Source organism: Pseudomonas alkylphenolica (assembly GCF_000746525.1).
GTDB lineage: Bacteria > Pseudomonadota > Gammaproteobacteria > Pseudomonadales > Pseudomonadaceae > Aquipseudomonas > Aquipseudomonas alkylphenolica.
Genome location: NZ_CP009048.1, coordinates 3,370,735 through 3,385,068 on the forward strand (window position 1 = coordinate 3,370,735; position 14,334 = coordinate 3,385,068).

15 protein-coding genes and 2 pseudogenes are annotated in these 14,334 nt (G+C 49.2%); 5 read left to right on the forward strand and 12 right to left on the reverse strand.

Annotated elements, in window-relative coordinates; translation table 11 throughout:
• Position 1 precedes the first annotated feature (1 nt).
• From PSAKL28_RS15345 to PSAKL28_RS15355, 3 genes are all read left to right on the forward strand, one after another.
• Positions 2 to 751 (forward strand): DsbA family protein, encoded by a 750-nt coding sequence (locus tag PSAKL28_RS15345; RefSeq protein ID WP_038612066.1) that lies wholly within the window; start codon positions 2 to 4, stop codon positions 749 to 751.
• A 175-nt stretch (positions 752 to 926) separates the two neighbouring features.
• Positions 927 to 1,328 carry a JAB domain-containing protein gene (locus PSAKL28_RS28725; protein ID WP_051939406.1) on the forward strand — a complete coding sequence of 134 codons (402 nt, stop codon included), beginning with the start codon at positions 927 to 929 and terminating at the stop codon, positions 1,326 to 1,328.
• Between the two features lie 26 nt (positions 1,329 to 1,354).
• The gene (locus PSAKL28_RS15355) at positions 1,355 to 1,936 is read left to right on the forward strand and encodes a hypothetical protein (protein WP_038612068.1); all 582 of its coding nucleotides are present in this window, start codon (positions 1,355 to 1,357) and stop codon (positions 1,934 to 1,936) included.
• A gap of 238 nt (positions 1,937 to 2,174) precedes the next feature.
• On the opposite strand, the gene PSAKL28_RS27700 is transcribed toward PSAKL28_RS15355, so the two are convergent.
• From PSAKL28_RS27700 to PSAKL28_RS15390, 8 genes are all read right to left on the reverse strand, one after another.
• On the reverse strand, positions 2,175 to 2,555 hold the full coding sequence (locus tag PSAKL28_RS27700) for a hypothetical protein (protein ID WP_157687038.1): 381 nt from the start codon (positions 2,553 to 2,555) through the stop codon (positions 2,175 to 2,177).
• Positions 2,556 to 3,424: 869 nt separating this feature from the next.
• Positions 3,425 to 4,351 carry a replication initiation protein gene (locus PSAKL28_RS15360; protein ID WP_038612071.1) on the reverse strand — a complete coding sequence of 309 codons (927 nt, stop codon included), beginning with the start codon at positions 4,349 to 4,351 and terminating at the stop codon, positions 3,425 to 3,427.
• 430 nt (positions 4,352 to 4,781) lie between these two features.
• Positions 4,782 to 5,414 carry a hypothetical protein gene (locus PSAKL28_RS27705; RefSeq protein WP_157687039.1) on the reverse strand — a complete coding sequence of 211 codons (633 nt, stop codon included), beginning with the start codon at positions 5,412 to 5,414 and terminating at the stop codon, positions 4,782 to 4,784.
• 98 nt (positions 5,415 to 5,512) lie between these two features.
• Entirely contained in the window at positions 5,513 to 5,872 is a 360-nt protein-coding gene (locus PSAKL28_RS28420; protein WP_306452869.1) for a DnaJ domain-containing protein, read from the reverse strand.
• Between the two features lie 103 nt (positions 5,873 to 5,975).
• Entirely contained in the window at positions 5,976 to 6,419 is a 444-nt protein-coding gene (locus PSAKL28_RS15375) for a hypothetical protein (protein WP_038612077.1), read from the reverse strand.
• 17 nt (positions 6,420 to 6,436) lie between these two features.
• Positions 6,437 to 7,813, reverse strand: coding sequence for a hypothetical protein (locus PSAKL28_RS15380; RefSeq protein WP_038612079.1), 1,377 nt, complete (start codon positions 7,811 to 7,813; stop codon positions 6,437 to 6,439).
• A 497-nt stretch (positions 7,814 to 8,310) separates the two neighbouring features.
• Complete coding sequence (locus PSAKL28_RS15385) at positions 8,311 to 9,582, reverse strand: recombinase family protein (protein ID WP_038612082.1); 1,272 nt, start codon at positions 9,580 to 9,582, stop codon at positions 8,311 to 8,313.
• A 5-nt stretch (positions 9,583 to 9,587) separates the two neighbouring features.
• Positions 9,588 to 9,983 (reverse strand): recombinase family protein, encoded by a 396-nt coding sequence (locus PSAKL28_RS15390; RefSeq protein WP_038612085.1) that lies wholly within the window; start codon positions 9,981 to 9,983, stop codon positions 9,588 to 9,590.
• Positions 9,984 to 10,036: 53 nt separating this feature from the next.
• Between PSAKL28_RS15390 and PSAKL28_RS28215 the strand changes: the two are divergent.
• A pseudogene (locus PSAKL28_RS28215) lies at positions 10,037 to 10,132 on the forward strand (JAB domain-containing protein); the annotation flags it as partial.
• Positions 10,133 to 10,355: 223 nt separating this feature from the next.
• On the opposite strand, the gene PSAKL28_RS15395 reads toward PSAKL28_RS28215, so the two are convergent.
• From PSAKL28_RS15395 to PSAKL28_RS28225, 4 genes are all read right to left on the reverse strand, one after another.
• Complete coding sequence (locus PSAKL28_RS15395) at positions 10,356 to 11,372, reverse strand: tyrosine-type recombinase/integrase (protein WP_038612088.1); 1,017 nt, start codon at positions 11,370 to 11,372, stop codon at positions 10,356 to 10,358.
• A gap of 79 nt (positions 11,373 to 11,451) precedes the next feature.
• Positions 11,452 to 12,360, reverse strand: coding sequence for a tyrosine-type recombinase/integrase (locus PSAKL28_RS15400; protein WP_257011805.1), 909 nt, complete (start codon positions 12,358 to 12,360; stop codon positions 11,452 to 11,454).
• Entirely contained in the window at positions 12,357 to 12,929 is a 573-nt protein-coding gene (locus PSAKL28_RS28220) for a tyrosine-type recombinase/integrase (protein ID WP_306452931.1), read from the reverse strand. The genes PSAKL28_RS15400 and PSAKL28_RS28220 overlap by 4 nt, the downstream gene beginning before the upstream one ends.
• A 6-nt stretch (positions 12,930 to 12,935) precedes the next feature.
• Positions 12,936 to 13,616, reverse strand: a complete 681-nt coding sequence (locus tag PSAKL28_RS28225) for a site-specific integrase (RefSeq protein ID WP_257011806.1) — start codon at positions 13,614 to 13,616, stop codon at positions 12,936 to 12,938.
• Between the two features lie 488 nt (positions 13,617 to 14,104).
• Here PSAKL28_RS28225 and PSAKL28_RS27025 point away from each other — a divergent pair.
• Positions 14,105 to 14,263: pseudogene (locus PSAKL28_RS27025) on the forward strand (JAB domain-containing protein); the annotation flags it as partial.
• Positions 14,264 to 14,334 lie beyond the last annotated feature (71 nt).

Here is a 14,334-nt window from a genome sequence, read left to right on the forward strand (position 1 = left end):
CATGCCTTCGCCCACTCTTCTCCTCTACCGTCGGTGGCCGTGCGGGGTCTGGCTGCTGGGGTGGGTGATTGCTGGCCTGCTCGTGCTCTGGCCTTGGTCGTGGGCCGACGAGTCGCATGAGACAACCCACACGTCGGATGCCACCGCTGCGCAGCACCCGGCCGGCCCACCTTGGCGCTATGGACGCACGAATGCGCGCTTCACCATTGTCGAATACGCCGACCTCGAATGCCCCTACTGCAAGGCCTATGATCCCATCCTGCGGCATTGGATCGACCAGCACCCGGAGGTGAATCTGCAATGGCACCACCTGCCGCTAGCCATGCACGAGCCGGCAGCAACCCGACAGGCGCGTCTGGCCGAATGCATCGGCGAGTCCCACGGCCATGACGCGTTCTGGCAAGCCATCACTTGGATCTACCAGCACACCCGCAGCGACGGCCAGGGCCTGCCGCCCGACACCGAGTACCACGGCCAGGACCCAACCGTGCAAGCCTGCCTCGCCAGTGAGCGGCCCGACACCATCATCCAGGGGCAGGCCAACGAAGCACGCCATGGCGGCGTGAGCGCCACCCCGACCCTGCGTCTGATCGACCACCACAGCGGCCAGTCACTGACCCTGGCCGGCCCGGCCGAAGGCGACGCGTTGCTGTCGGCATTGGACCTACTGGTGTCCAACGGTACAGCGCCAAACGCAGCACAACTTCATCACCAAATGCCTGCCGACGTTGTCGGCGACATGCCCAGATAGCCCGCGGTCTTCAAGGCTATGGCGCGGTTTCGACCGCGTTGACTGCACGCCAGTTCGCCACGCATCCCCCGAGCGAACGGTCATCCGCGCAAGCGGTGGCGGATGCCTATCGTCACTGTCTCCGGAGGGTCCGCCCTCCAGGGACGGCTGCCTCCAATTCCTAAAGGAGGTTCCCATGTCCACATCCCTCGCCATGATCAGTGGTAATGCTGCACTCAATCCCGTCGGCACACCGGACGACGACCAAATCATCGAACAGGCGTTGGTCATCCTTGAGCAGCGAGTGTTCACTCGTGGCCCCTCGCTGCAAAGCCCGGAGGATGTGCGCAATTACCTGCAGCTGAAAATCGCAGCACAGCCGCATGAAGTCTTTGGCGCCGTGTTCCTCGATTCGAAGCATCAGGTGCTGGCCTACGAGCCTTTGTTCAGCGGTCTAGCGTTTTCTAATAATTTTGATCAAGGCCGCCAAAGGTGCGGGGACTTGTACCCGTGGCTTTGGGGGCCGGATGCGAGAAAGAAGGTTTCAGGCCCTCAATTTTTCTGGTTAAGTATCAATCGTCGGATTTTTTTCATCTAATTTGTTGGCTCGCAGGGGAATAAGGAATGTTCGATTTAATTAAGTCGTTTTTTTCAAAAAAGAATGATCGGGTTTCAGGCGGGGAGGAATGTCAAACGTTTGTTGTTGAGGATGCCGATGAACCTGTGGAGACGGGAGACGGGGACTATTTTTTAAAGGAGCTAGAAGCGTGCCCGTACATTAAAGTCGAAGCTCGCAATAAGGTTTTAGACCATTTGCGTCAAAAAGTTAGCCTCCTGAAAACAGATAACAAGTTAACAGCAGGTGAGAAAAAAGAATTGGGAATTAACCCAAGACTATCAATTACTAAGGAGTTTATAGAAGTTTTAACGGATGAAGGTATGGCTCTTGGAAATCCAAAGCAAATGCTTGAAGATCTTTATTACAAGGCTACTATTGAGAAGATGCGGGATGATGGTTTTGCTAAGGCTTTGAAGGTTGGTGTTAAGAAATATAAACTAGAAGGGGCTTCTAGTGATAGCTGTGAATGGTGCAAGAAAAGTAATGGTAAAGAATTCGATATGAATATAATGGAAAAAATTAAGACGAATTGTAAGTGTAAGCCGTATTCGCGGTGCTTTATTAGTCCGGTTGTTGACTTTGATTAGTTTTGGAGGGGTGGGGCTAGTATTTGTGTTGAAGAATGGAGCCCCGCTGTGGGGCTTTAATATAAGAGAAAAATAATAAACGTGAAGGTGTCGAGGGTGGGTGATAGCTAATGGTTCGGAGATATATCCTTGAACCTATGGCTGCTAAGTTTTAACGGCAGGAGGGTGGATATCCGCAAAGCAAAAATTAGCTTCGAGGATATAAGTATTTAATTGTCTGGTGATGCATGTTTTGAATTTATCGAGGTCGCATTTCTTCGGTTATGCGTTTTTTGTATTCATCTGCGTCTACATCAATCTTAATTTTTGCTGCTCCCCAAAGATGTCTATACGTTTCCCTATGTCGCTCGGTCAATATAAGCACGGTTTCGTTGAGGTTTTGCTTTTTTGTCTTGTTTCCCGGTGTTCCGAATTCCCTTACTAAAACATCGTTTGATATTGATTTGTAGCCTGAAAATTCAGCTATAAGCTTTTTTGCAAGGCATGAAGTCAATTTTAAATTTGGATATTCTTCCATCTCCAAGATTTTTAAGAAACTAACCAAGAACGCTTGACGCTCTCTTCTTTTGAAACCGCCTACTAGACCACCTATTTTTCCTGCATATTCCGCCTTGTTCATAATAGAAACCCCTATGTTGTTACAATACAATTAACATAAGTTTTTGATAAGTCAATGCTTCAGGGTTATATCTCCGAACCTATAACATTGCTTCGAGGATATAAGATGTAGGAAATTGGATGTTCTCATTATTTTCAATTTTGAACGTGACCAATACCATACATTTTTTTGTGAAATTCATTTGAGAGCGATTTTTGAGTTTTTCTGTCGTCGTTTTTTCTTCTGCTTTGTGGCAAATATCAACTAAGTGTTTTTCTTAGAGTTGAACCCTATTTAACGATTAAGGTTGAATCTTATATTTATTTTCATTTTGCTATTGACATGGTGTTTTGCTGTTTGTAAGCCATAATTCGATGGTCGAAAAATGCGATATATCACAAACATGGTATAAATTTGTAAAATTCTTTGAGCGTATTTTTAAAGAAATTGTATTTTCAACAAGACGCGTTTTTTCTTACTGGTCCTCGAGGCTTTCGGGATATATGGGCTCATTCGCTCAGTGGATATCATTCACCGAATTTGATGAATGATAACAGCGTGAAGTTTTCATCAGGAAAGAAAGTGGATATGTATGTATACATACATATAGCTTGGGGGATATATCTCCGAAGCATAGTAAGCTGAGGTATAGGGTTGGGCACGCAATTACGTGTTTTAAGTTGGTCGTTTAACTTTGTGGTGTCTTCGTATCAATCGAGTAAATTCAAGCCGCTTTGGACTATTTCCGTGCGTTCTATGGCTATCGGTATATAGGTCTTAGGTGTAGGTATGTGGTTCGGATGGGAAGGAAGGGGGGAGGGGATGAGGAATAAGAAACACCCTCACCGGGTGCTATTATCTGATATAGGCTTTTGAGACAGATTATAATGTTATATCTGCTTTGACCATCTGTATGCGGTTGCTCGTCCGACAGCCATCTGCCTCATAACTTCTTGTACTGCTGCTCCTGATTTTAGTAATAGGATGCCTTGTTCTCTTTTTGTCTTTCCGTTGGCTTTGCCGCCTTTCTTGCCTCTTATTGCCTGTATTCTGCTTGTGTGGGTTCTGGCGACATAATCGTCAAAGGTTCCACGGTTAAAGTTCCTATGCGTCCACTTGGCTACGCTCTTGGCCGTGTGCTTTACTTCGGAAATGTCCAACGGCGTAGTAAAATTAATGTTGTAGCCTCTGGCACGGTCTAGGCAAGCGTTTAACCATTGTTCATAGGTCGGCCAACCCTGACGTATCGCCTTGTATGCCCAAGCTCTTAGTTGGTCAAAAAGTATACAGTTGCGACCCAAACCATAGTCCTCTACGGGCTTCTCTCTGGCTTTTTCCGGGGTTAGGTCGATGTAGTCGGCTAGGTCGTCCAGCGTGTATGGATCGGCCTGCCACTGGTGGGTTATCCAGTGGGAATTGATCGGGTTCTTACAAATCAACCCGGAATAGCCTCTGTCTGCTCCTAGGCGATTCCGCAAGCCCGCCTCAACGGCTGCTGCGTAGCGTAAAGGGGCGGTTTTACCGTCGATAGCGGTTCGTACAGGTGTCCGTAGCAGGTAGAGTAAATGAGCGTGCCCGTTCGCTGGATTTCGAGCTATTAGGTTTGGAGCTGGTGCCCCTACGTTATCCCAGTGCATACCGGCATCGGTTCGGTCTAAGTCAAAAACCATCCAATATCTATGCGTTGGGCCGTTCGGCTGTATAAGTCGTGCAAGTTTTGCTTTTTCTTTTTTGTTGATTTTTAAGCCGCTGATTAAATCATCGGTGTGGTAAGGTCTTCTTGGTAAGTAGTCCTCAAATAGTTTTACGCATCCCATTGTTATCCTCTTCTAAGTTGTTTAGAAAAAGAAAACCTTGGGAGATGACTTGACAATAATTTTTATAATGATTAAATGGGTGTGTTGATTGAAGTTTTTTTAAAATTTTATTGTAGTATCTGGCCACCTTCCCCAAGGTGGTTTTCTTTTTCTGCTCCTTTCAAATTGCCATACTTTCGAGGTTTGTCAAACTTGGATGCTAAAAAGCCCGCCCGCTTGCTTGCGGGCTTTTCTATTTTATTCTTTGGGAAATTTTCTTTTGCACATGTCGTAGGCTATTTGTGCATAAAATTTGCTGCCCCCATTTTTTGCGTTATATAAAACACAATCTTCAAAATTTCTAGGACTTACGAATAAGTTGTAAGAGATTGCCAAAATAAAAATCGTTAAAGTGAATATGATGGCATTTCTTAAGCTTGTGTTTGAGAACTCAAAACGCATTTTCTGGTAGCCTCTCGAAGTCCATATTTCCGTTGAGCATTGTGTAGATTGTCAGGGATATATCGCTATATTGAATGCCTTGAGCTGTTTGGATTTGCTCAACGTCAAAAGGGTCTGACTTTGAGTTGCACCCATTCTTAATGTCTTTGTATTTAATTACATAGTTGCCCGGTTCAATTTTATTCATCTTGAATGTGCTACCTGCTGGAATGTACGCCTCTCGGATTCCAGAAGATTTTCCATCAGAAGGGCGAGCAAGCTTAATGTAAATGTTTGAGTTGCCTTTAGTATTGTCAATCGTAATAGTCGAATAACCATTGGCTCTAGTGATCGGCCCTACATAGGCAGCACGAGCGGGCCAAGCCTGTCCATTAGGGGCTTTTGTCATTTCTGGAGAGCACATGGTAGGAGCTGTTGGCTTTGTAGGAGCTTTAACAGTCGGTGCTTGAGTGCCTGTTGGTTTGATATTAGTTTGTGTTAAAAGCTTTTTACTTTCTTCCGGTGTTAAATTATATGCTTGCTGAAATGGCGATGTTTTCGTGGTTTCACTATTTTCTGTTGTTGATTTAGAATTGTTATAATCTAAAAAGTGATCCCAGTATCCGGCAATCTTATTTTTCATATCTGTTGGAGTAAGCGTGTACCCCCAACCTAGAAGTATCAATAAAGGTAGTATTGTCCTTGACCATTGAAACGGTTGTTTTTTTGAACTGGTGGGTTCTACCGGCTTTTTTTCCCGCCACTTATCTGAAGAGGCCGATGCTTGTGGCTGTGGCTGTGGCTGTGGCTGTGGCTGTGGCTGTGGCTGTGGCTGTGGCTGTGGCTGTTCTTTTTTGGATCAACTCTATGAGCAGCTTTCCATTCTTCAAATCTTATCCATTTATCATGGTTATCTCGTTTTTCTGGATCAGAGAGAACCTCATATGCTTCATTGAGATGTAGCATAATTTTAGCTGCTTGCGGATCGGGGTTACGATCAGGGTGGTATTTCTGTGTTAACGACTTGTAAGCTGCACGTATAACCTCTGGAGGGGCGTCCCGTGAAACTTTTAAGTTATCGTAATGGGTGCGGATTTTCATTGGCATATCCGTTGCGTTCAATGCTGGCATTCTACCATTGAGATGCCATCAATCCAAGAATGGCGTTGAAGGGGATAGAGGCTATAAAGCCGCTACATTGCGGCTATTGATAGGGGTCGTAAGGGTCTCGGAATGGGCTTGGGGGCTTAGGTTTTAAAAATCTTCTCCTTCTGGCTTGTTTGGCTTGCTCGGCTTCTTCTTTGTCAAATTCTATTATTTGCGTGTTGGTGAACTTGTCGGATACGAATAGCTGAGCTTTCTCTTTAAATCCAAATGCAACCTTGTTGGGGTCTAGTCCTTTCTCTTCAAGCTGTTGTTTTACAGACCATAGATAGTCGTGTCGCTTTTCTTTTCCCATGTATTTAGCGGTTTGTAAGATGTTTTCTTTCATTTCTTGATACAGGGTGTCGGTGTCCTCGTGCATTCGTTTGGCGAGTAGTACCTTATCCACCTTTACATCAAACTTATGGATTAGTGGTTCTAGTTTTTCGTCAAGTATCGTTATAGCTTGCTTAATTCTTTTGTGCTTTGCGGATTCGGCGGTCACTTTTTCTTTTAAGTTATTTAGATTTTTTGTAATTTATCTTTTTCTTCTTTGAAGTTTTTGCCTAACTCAACTTTTTTATTTTGTAGCTGTGTAATGTCTTGCTGAATATCTATTCGTTTTTGCGTTAGGGTGCTAAGGGTTGTCGTGTTTTCTTTGATTTTGCTGTCAAACTGGGCGAGCCTTTTGCTCCAATGTGTTTCGGCCTTTTCAATCTTCATTTGTAAATTAAGGCTGATTTGTTTCCCTTGGCGTATTTCTTGGTCAATCGTGCCTTTTGTTTGTTGCTTGTTCTCGATTTCTATTGAGACTTCCTCAAGTTTATTTTGTTTATCATCAAGTTGCTCTTGTCGCATTGTATAAAGGTTAAATACCCTATCTTCTTTGGCTTTCTTACTTTCAAGCCTGATTTTCTTTCTAAGTTCAAGGTTTTCTTGGGTTTTTTCCACTCTATTAGCTACAAGTGGAATACTTTCAGTTTTGAATTTTTTATTTATGTGCTTGTAAAATAGCTCCTGTAACGCTTCGCCTATTATTTGGCTCTCCTGATAGGTCTGTTGCTTGGTGTTTACAGGCGTGTAATCCTTGAAAAATTCAACATGTTTAATGACTTTATTGGCAAGCACCGCTTGCTGTTCTGTCAGGTCATATTCCCCGGTTCTTTTGTTTTTACAGTCGATAAAAATATGAGGGTGGTCGCCAACCTTCTTTTTACCTCCCTCTAATTCATCGCCGTGGTAAACTGTCAATAGGACGTTATAGTCGGGAAAATATTTGGCGTAGAAGTCCTGAATTGCAGAAACGTAAAACTTAGCCGGTAGGTCTACTTGGTTGTGCATGGGGAATTTAAAGAAAGCCTCTTGGATAACTGTTTTACGGCCATCCAGCGGTTTTTCTGCTTGGGTGATAGTGTTGTGTAGGTCTATGTAGTTTTGGACGCTTTTGAGCTTCTGGGCCTTCCTGCTGACCTCGAAGGCTTCAAAATCTTCTTTGACCTGTTCGCCGTCGATGTAATCGCCACGCTCGATCAGATCATCAAGGTAGGCAGCTATGGGTTGGCCTGCCTCATCTTTAATGATTTTCTTTATTTTGTATTTATATTTGCCTTTAGTTTCTACGTCTTCTTTTCTCTGCTCTTTGCTTCTATTGACCAGATGAAAGGGTGTTAGCGTGTCTTTAATGAATGACAAGGCGGACGCCTCATTCATCGAGACGCGATTTCCGTTAATTATGAATATGTTGTTATGGGATAGGTCTTCGTCCCATTGTATTTTCTTTTCTTCTTTGCTGTGAACACGCAAGGAATGCTTTAAGGATTTCCTTAGTTTCCTGACGGTGGAGACTGAAAAGTTAAGTCTCTTATATAGCATGGTTGTGTTTTTGATTTCATTGCTCATTTAACCCTCAGTAGTTATTGTTTTTTTACTCCTAAATTTCAGCGAGATGCTTTTGCTTTGCTCTTGGGTATCCAAAGGGGCACCCTTTGGCCCGACGTTACCACTTCTCATCTTTTGCGAAGCAAAAGTGTGAAGTTGTAACCAAAGGGTTGATAAATGCTTCATATCGCTTTGCTCATTGCCCTTATTTATAATTTACCATAGATTAAATTTTGATCAAATGTGTGGGCTGTTTGTGCTTGCGTATGCGTGCGTGCGGTGTAGTAATCTTTATTATTGTTATCTAATATATTTGATATCTATATATTGATAACTAAAGACGCAGGCGTGTGCGTGCGTAGACATGAGGCGTGTGCAGGGGCGTGCATTATGCGAGGCGATTTGTGGAAAAAGGGTGGCGTTTTTAAGAAAGTCAAAAGCTGTTCTGGTGGTTTTGGAGCTTTTCTTTTAATGTGTAACCCCCCCTCCAACAACGAAAGTTTTAGAGGGGTCAAGAGCTACTTGATGACGTGCGACAAGTCTGGTAGGCCAAATTTATTTAAAGGGTCTTTGGTTGAATAAAAAAACTCATGCGTATAGAGGTTGCCTTTTTCATTTTTTATTTTTACATCTAACCCGACTGCTATTGGCTCTTTGTAGTATTTGACTTCAAAAATAATACCTCTGTTGATGAAGAATGTATTAAGTTTTAATCGCCCTTCTTCTGTCTCGTAGAGAGAAAGGATATCTTGATAGGTGGTTATTTCTAGATTTTCCGATTCGATATTTAACTGACCCTCGATACTTTGGATTTCGCGTTCGAGGTCCGTAATTTTAGCTTCACTATCTGCTATGCGTTTGATAAAGGTTTTAGGAATTACGCCATCGAACTGAGCAAGGGAAGCGTCTAACATTTCCAATGTGTGTTTTTCGGTGTTTAATTTTGCTTTTTTTGCTCTTATTTCTTCTTTTGGTGCGGAAGTGTCACGAACAGAAAAGAAGCGACTGAATGCGTCGTTTACTGTGTCCATTTGTTTGTATTGCTCTTGGTTAAACCAAGTGAATACCTTTCGTTTCTCGTGTGTTCGTTCGTCAATGTAACGGTTTTCTGATATTTTTTTGATAAAAGCAAGGAATGCTCCGAATACAAGTTCAAAGCGGATTCGGTTATCGCATTCACATACACGCTCGGCTCTGTTGGAGCAAACAAGGTAGGCGTAACGTTTTTTTTCTGCTCCTAGTCCTTGAAGGTTGAACAACATCCCAACCTTGTGTTCTTCGCACTGTATGCAGTGCCTGAAAATGTTGTAGTTGTTTGGTGACCTTCTGCCGTTTTTTCTCTCATTAAAGCGGTTTCTAATGGCCGTAACGGCTGCATCGAACTCGCTTTCTTCTATTAGTTTTGGAAAGTAGCCGGGAACATAACGGTCAAATGTCTTTGTTCCATCTTCGTTACGCCTTCTGAGGCACAAAACGCCGATGGGGCTTTTACTTTTGATAAGTTCGTCAATGTGCTTTCTAGTCCATCGTCGTTTTGAATACTGGTTGACCCGCTTGATGCTTTCCAATATTCCCATGTGTTTGAGCTGGTCAAAAATTCTGCGAATTTCTTGGGCTTCGTCTTCTACGATTGCGAAGGCTTGGGTTTTTTCGTCGTAACGAAAGCCGTAGGGGCATTGTTTACGGATGATGGTCGTTTCGGCGGCGTCTCGTTTTTTAAGCCATGAGGATTTGAGGCGTTTGCTCTTCGTGTCGCTCTCTTCGTGTGCTCGTTTGGCGATGACACCCACAAGGATCAGCGTTTCGAGATCGCGGCTAGGATCGTCATAGGAATAGGTCTTGTCATCGAAGACTGTGTGGAGCCTGACGCCTTTTTTAGGATCGACTGTATAAGATCAACGGAATCGGTGAGTTTCTGCCGGGTTAGTCGGTCGATGGATTCAACAATGATGTAATCGCCTTGCCCAATCTCTCCGTTGGCTACTCTGTCCAGCAGGCCTTTAAGCTGGCCTGTGCGAGCGTTGGCACCTCGGAACGCACTTACACCCTTGTCTATGACTGTTTCGACTACCGGGACGCCTGTGGTCTCTGTGAATGCTTGCAGCGGTGTGATCTGACGGCTGTGGCTGTCTCGGCCTTCTTCGCCTTGTTCGGCGGTTGACCAACGGACGTAGGCGTATGCCTTGGACATGATGACGGCTCCGGGTAGGTTCTCGATGTAGTTTATTAGAAAATACCCGTCCGTTGTTCCAAGGCACTATCGACAGCGCCAGCGTCTATCCACGGGTGGTGCTCAAGCGCTGCCTGGACCATAACGCCGCCGCTCTGGTGCTTTGTCATTTTGTGGCGCGCCACAAAATGGACCTTATGTGCCCCGTTTTCTTATGTGTCCGAAGGCGGCGACACCGGCGTAGATCAAGGATTTCGGCCCAGTCGCAGGAGACATAACGGGCGAGCCGCCAAGATGGCGAATCCCCGCCCGATCGGCAGATGGATGGTTGTTGTGAGGCTGGACGATCACGCGAAGCGAAAGCAGGTCGTCCAGCCCAGCCGCGGGTCGTGACTACAAGGACGACAGCCAGGCCAGCATTGCGGCATCGTCCTGCCACGCGGGTTTGCGCGAGCGTCCCCGGCTTGCAGCGACGGGCTCGCACAGCTCCAGAGCATCGGTCTTCATGCGGATGGTGATCTCGGCATACCGGTTGGTCGTCTCCAGCCTGACGTGCCCCAGCCAGCCCCGAATGACATTCACCTCGACGCCAGCTTCGAGCAGATGAACCGCGGTGGTATGCCGAAACACATGCGGCGTGACCCGGACCTGCGAAAAGGGCTTGGCCGAGGCCTCCCAGGCCTGCGCAAGGTGACGGATGCGCTTGTAGATACCGAAGCGGGTCATCGGCGCTCCGCCGATCCCGACGAACACCGGCTCGGCGGGCCCCAAGGAGGCGGCGCGTTCGTCCAGCAAGGCTTGCAAGGCCTTCGCTGTCTGGCTCCACAAGGGGCAGGTCCGCCACTTCAAGCCTTTGCCCAGCAATCGAACCTGGGCGGGCGACTGCAAATCGAGCTGGCCGACCGTCAACTGGGCTACTTCGGAGACCCGTGCCCCCGTGTTGTACAGCAGCATCAAGAGCGCGCGATCGCGTATCGAAAGCCTGTCCTGAGCGGGAATGCTGGCGAACAAGGCTTCGACTTCATCGCGTGCCAGGAACTTCATCTCCGGCAGAGGGCAGCGCTTCATCGGAATGGCCGCGACCTTTGCGCAGGACGGTAGCATCTCGGGGACTGTGCGGCCGATGTACTCGTAGAGCGCGTGCAGCGCCGCCAGGCGCTGGTTGCGCGTGCTGATGGCGTTGCCACGTTCGACCTCCATGTTGCGCAGGAAAGCTAGCACCGCGTGGTAGTCCAGATGTTCCAGCTCCAGTTCGCTTACGCCCCGGTGATGCACTCCGGCGACGAAGACCAGAAACAGGCGCAGGCTGTCGCGGTAACTGCGGATAGTGCTGGGCTGCAAGCCCTTGTGCCGGGGAAGGTAGTCTAGGATGTAGCCATGGATGACCGATGAAAAACTCTGGAGTTTCATGGTGCCACCTCTTCGCCAAGCAAGGGTGCAAAGGCCTCGAAGCGCTGGTTGGCAGCACTGAGCAGGTCACTGGTGATGGTCAGGTACACGGCCGTGCTGGCTGGGTTGAGGTGCCCGAGGAAGGTCGCAGGTGATGCAGGCGATCGGCAGGCGCAATTCCCTGGCGATACCACCTCAGCAGCGTTCGGACTGCAAACGAATGACGCAGTCCGTGGACATGCGGTCCGAAGACGCCGGCCGGGACATCCAGAGCCAATTGCGGCAGGAGGTCATCGCGGAACGTATTGCGGATGCTGTTCGTGCTGATGGGATCTCGTCCATTCCAGGAGAACAGGAAGCAGGCACCCGCGCAGGCATAACCTCGGGCCTCGCGTAGGACCAAATAGCCGCGCAGCCTGGCGGCCAGCTTGGGGCCGAATGGCACCAGCCTGTCCTTGCCAAACTTGGTGTTTCGGATCTCCAGGACTTCGCGCTCCGGGTCCACATCGCCCCATTGCAGGCGGGCTACCTCGCTAACCCGAAGGCCGAGACCGGCCAGCAAGGCGAAGATCATCTCGTAGGTGGCGCCCCGCAGCGGCGCGCGCGAGTTGTCCTGCAATGCCTTGGCATGGGCCAGCAGTTGCCGGATGGCCTCGGGCGGGAACAGGAAAGGCAACCGCCGGGCCGTCTGCGGCTGCGCTTTGGCTTGTACAGGGGACGCCGCGAGCAGCTGCTGGCTGACGATCCAGTCGAACAGTCGTCGCACATGGCTCAGCAAGTTGTTGTAGCTGCGTGGGTTGGTGCGATGGCGGGAGACTAGGAAGGCCTGCAGGCATCCGGCATCGATCGCCTCAATGCTGTCGATGCCTTGTTCATCCAGGAACCGGTCGAGCAGACGCAGTTGGCGGTCTTCGTTGGCGAACTTGCATCCCATGGCCCGCTTGGCGCGCAAGTACTGTTCGATGTGAGATGCGAGGGGGCTGTGAAAGCCATTCCAGTGAGCAGTCATAACACGTCCTCCGCGGTTGCGATGACCAGTTCGCGCAGCTTGTGCAGCGCCACCTTGCCGTAGACCAATGTGGAAGCCGGGTTGTGGTGGCCAACATAGTCGCCGATGACCTTGAAGGGGACATTGGCTTCGACGAGATGCTGTACACAGGCGTGGCGCAGGGTGTGCGATCCCGCTCGGGATACCTGGATGCCGGCGGCTCGCAGCCGAATGCCGACCATCGATGAAACCGTGGCGTGCTGCATGGGCGTGTAGGGCGACTTGACCGTGAGAAAAGCTTGGCGATGTACCACGTCGGTGCGTCGAACCTGCAGATACTCAATGACCGCTTCGCCGGCTGTCGCCGAGAGTGGATAGCGAGTCGAGTTCCCGCCTTTGCGCATGGGAATACTGACCTGGGCGTGCTTCCAGTCGAGGTCGTCCAGGCAGAGGGCCGCGATCTCCCTGGCACGCAGCCCATAGCTGGCCAGCAGCACCAGAATGGCATAGTCGCGCTTGCCCAGATCCGAGCGCCGATCGATGCTGGCAAGCAGTCGCTTGACATCCTCCCAGCGAATGGCGCGAGGAATGGAGGCCTACCTGTAGCTGCGCCCGCGCGGCACACTGCGCACGAGATCCGTGACCACGATGCCCTCTCGGTGCAGATAGCGGAGAAAGACGCGCAAGGCCCCTGCGCTGTTGAGCATGCCGGATTTGTGTAGGTTTTTTGCGCGCTCGCTGAGGAAATCGGTGATGCAAGCAGGCGTCAGCCCGGCCAAGGCGATACCGGCTTGCGCTAGGTACGACTCGAATGGACGCAGCGTGTAGATGTAGTTGTGCAGCGTGGTACGGAGCAACCCCCTCTCCTCCACCAGAAAGGTGAAGAAGCCTGGGGCGGAGACGGAAAACGGCATGGCGGGCTTATTGCTCGGTCGCGTGTAACCGGACAAGGCCACGCACAACATCCGCTCCACAGGAATACGGCTATGCGCGACAACTGCCGCCCTGTCTTGGGCGTTCTTGCACCAGCCGCCATGTTCGGCCTTCCATCGCTCGACGAAAGGATCGACATGATCAGGAAGTTCCTGCAACTGCGTAGCGCCTCTTGCGATGGCGAAATTGTTGAAGTGCGCGAGCGCCCGGACATGCTGCCGAACCGTGGCATTGGACGTGTGCTGCTCGTCGAGCGACTGGACGTAACGCTCGATCTGCGGGCCCAGCCACAGGGCCTTGATGCGGTCAATCGCCTTGAACGACCGAAAGTGATGTTCCAACATGACAACCACCTTCTATCAAACAATAGATAACCCACTATTTTTCCTGACGAAAAAACAGGTGCGCGGGTCAATGGCGGCGAAGTGTTCACTCTTCTATACGTGGTCACAGCAAGCTGTGCCGACAGGGATTAACGCCGATGCCATTTGGGCCACTCTCTCATTCGGGAGCAAAGCTGCACACCAGTGCGGTCTACGGCCTCTTTCCCGCGCATTGGGAACCATAGCAAAGCATTCGGCGGCTGACCTACCCGGATCAGTCGGCGAATGCTTTTCTAGATCTCGATGTCAGTGGAGATCTGACGTCATGCGCATTCTGTTTGCTGCGCGATAGCGCAGCCCGGAAGGGCTGGGTGATCTCTCTAGAAAAGCGAAGGAGATGTCATGCTGCGCTTGGACTGCGGTTATGTGCCCTGATGCTGGGCCGAAATCCTTGATCTACGCCGGTGTGGCTACCTTCGGGCACATAAGAAAACGGGGCACATAACTGCCACAATCACCCTTCCGGCTGTACAGAACCCAGTACGGCGGACGAAACGTTGACCCAGCGATTGAAGGAGATATTGGGACAGGTCGATATCCGTCTGCTGGATCACTTCATCATCGGGAAAGGCGATCCTTATTCGTTCGCCGAACACGGATTGATCTGATCCTCTTCGCGCCAGCTTGCTGACGCTCCAACCCCCCATCGGAAGCGATGCTTTCGATGGGGTATCTGCTG

Bases quoted from the DNA above. Each gene is read 5' to 3' on its own strand.
- PSAKL28_RS15360 (WP_038612071.1), bottom strand. From the start codon at position 4,351: ATGGGATGCGTAAAACTATTTGAGGACTACTTACCAAGAAGACCTTAC.
- PSAKL28_RS28225 (WP_257011806.1), bottom strand. From the start codon at position 13,616: ATGTTGGAACATCACTTTCGGTCGTTCAAGGCGATTGACCGCATCAAG.
- PSAKL28_RS28420 (WP_306452869.1), bottom strand. From the start codon at position 5,872: ATGAAAATCCGCACCCATTACGATAACTTAAAAGTTTCACGGGACGCC.
- PSAKL28_RS15395 (WP_038612088.1), bottom strand. From the start codon at position 11,372: ATGAAACTCCAGAGTTTTTCATCGGTCATCCATGGCTACATCCTAGAC.
- PSAKL28_RS28725 (WP_051939406.1), top strand. From the start codon at position 927: ATGTCCACATCCCTCGCCATGATCAGTGGTAATGCTGCACTCAATCCC.
- PSAKL28_RS15380 (WP_038612079.1), bottom strand. From the start codon at position 7,813: ATGAGCAATGAAATCAAAAACACAACCATGCTATATAAGAGACTTAAC.
- PSAKL28_RS15355 (WP_038612068.1), top strand. From the start codon at position 1,355: ATGTTCGATTTAATTAAGTCGTTTTTTTCAAAAAAGAATGATCGGGTT.
- PSAKL28_RS15390 (WP_038612085.1), bottom strand. From the start codon at position 9,983: ATGTCCAAGGCATACGCCTACGTCCGTTGGTCAACCGCCGAACAAGGC.
- PSAKL28_RS15345 (WP_038612066.1), top strand. From the start codon at position 2: ATGCCTTCGCCCACTCTTCTCCTCTACCGTCGGTGGCCGTGCGGGGTC.
- PSAKL28_RS15400 (WP_257011805.1), bottom strand. From the start codon at position 12,360: ATGACTGCTCACTGGAATGGCTTTCACAGCCCCCTCGCATCTCACATC.
- PSAKL28_RS27705 (WP_157687039.1), bottom strand. From the start codon at position 5,414: ATGAAAAATAAGATTGCCGGATACTGGGATCACTTTTTAGATTATAAC.
- PSAKL28_RS27700 (WP_157687038.1), bottom strand. From the start codon at position 2,555: ATGAACAAGGCGGAATATGCAGGAAAAATAGGTGGTCTAGTAGGCGGT.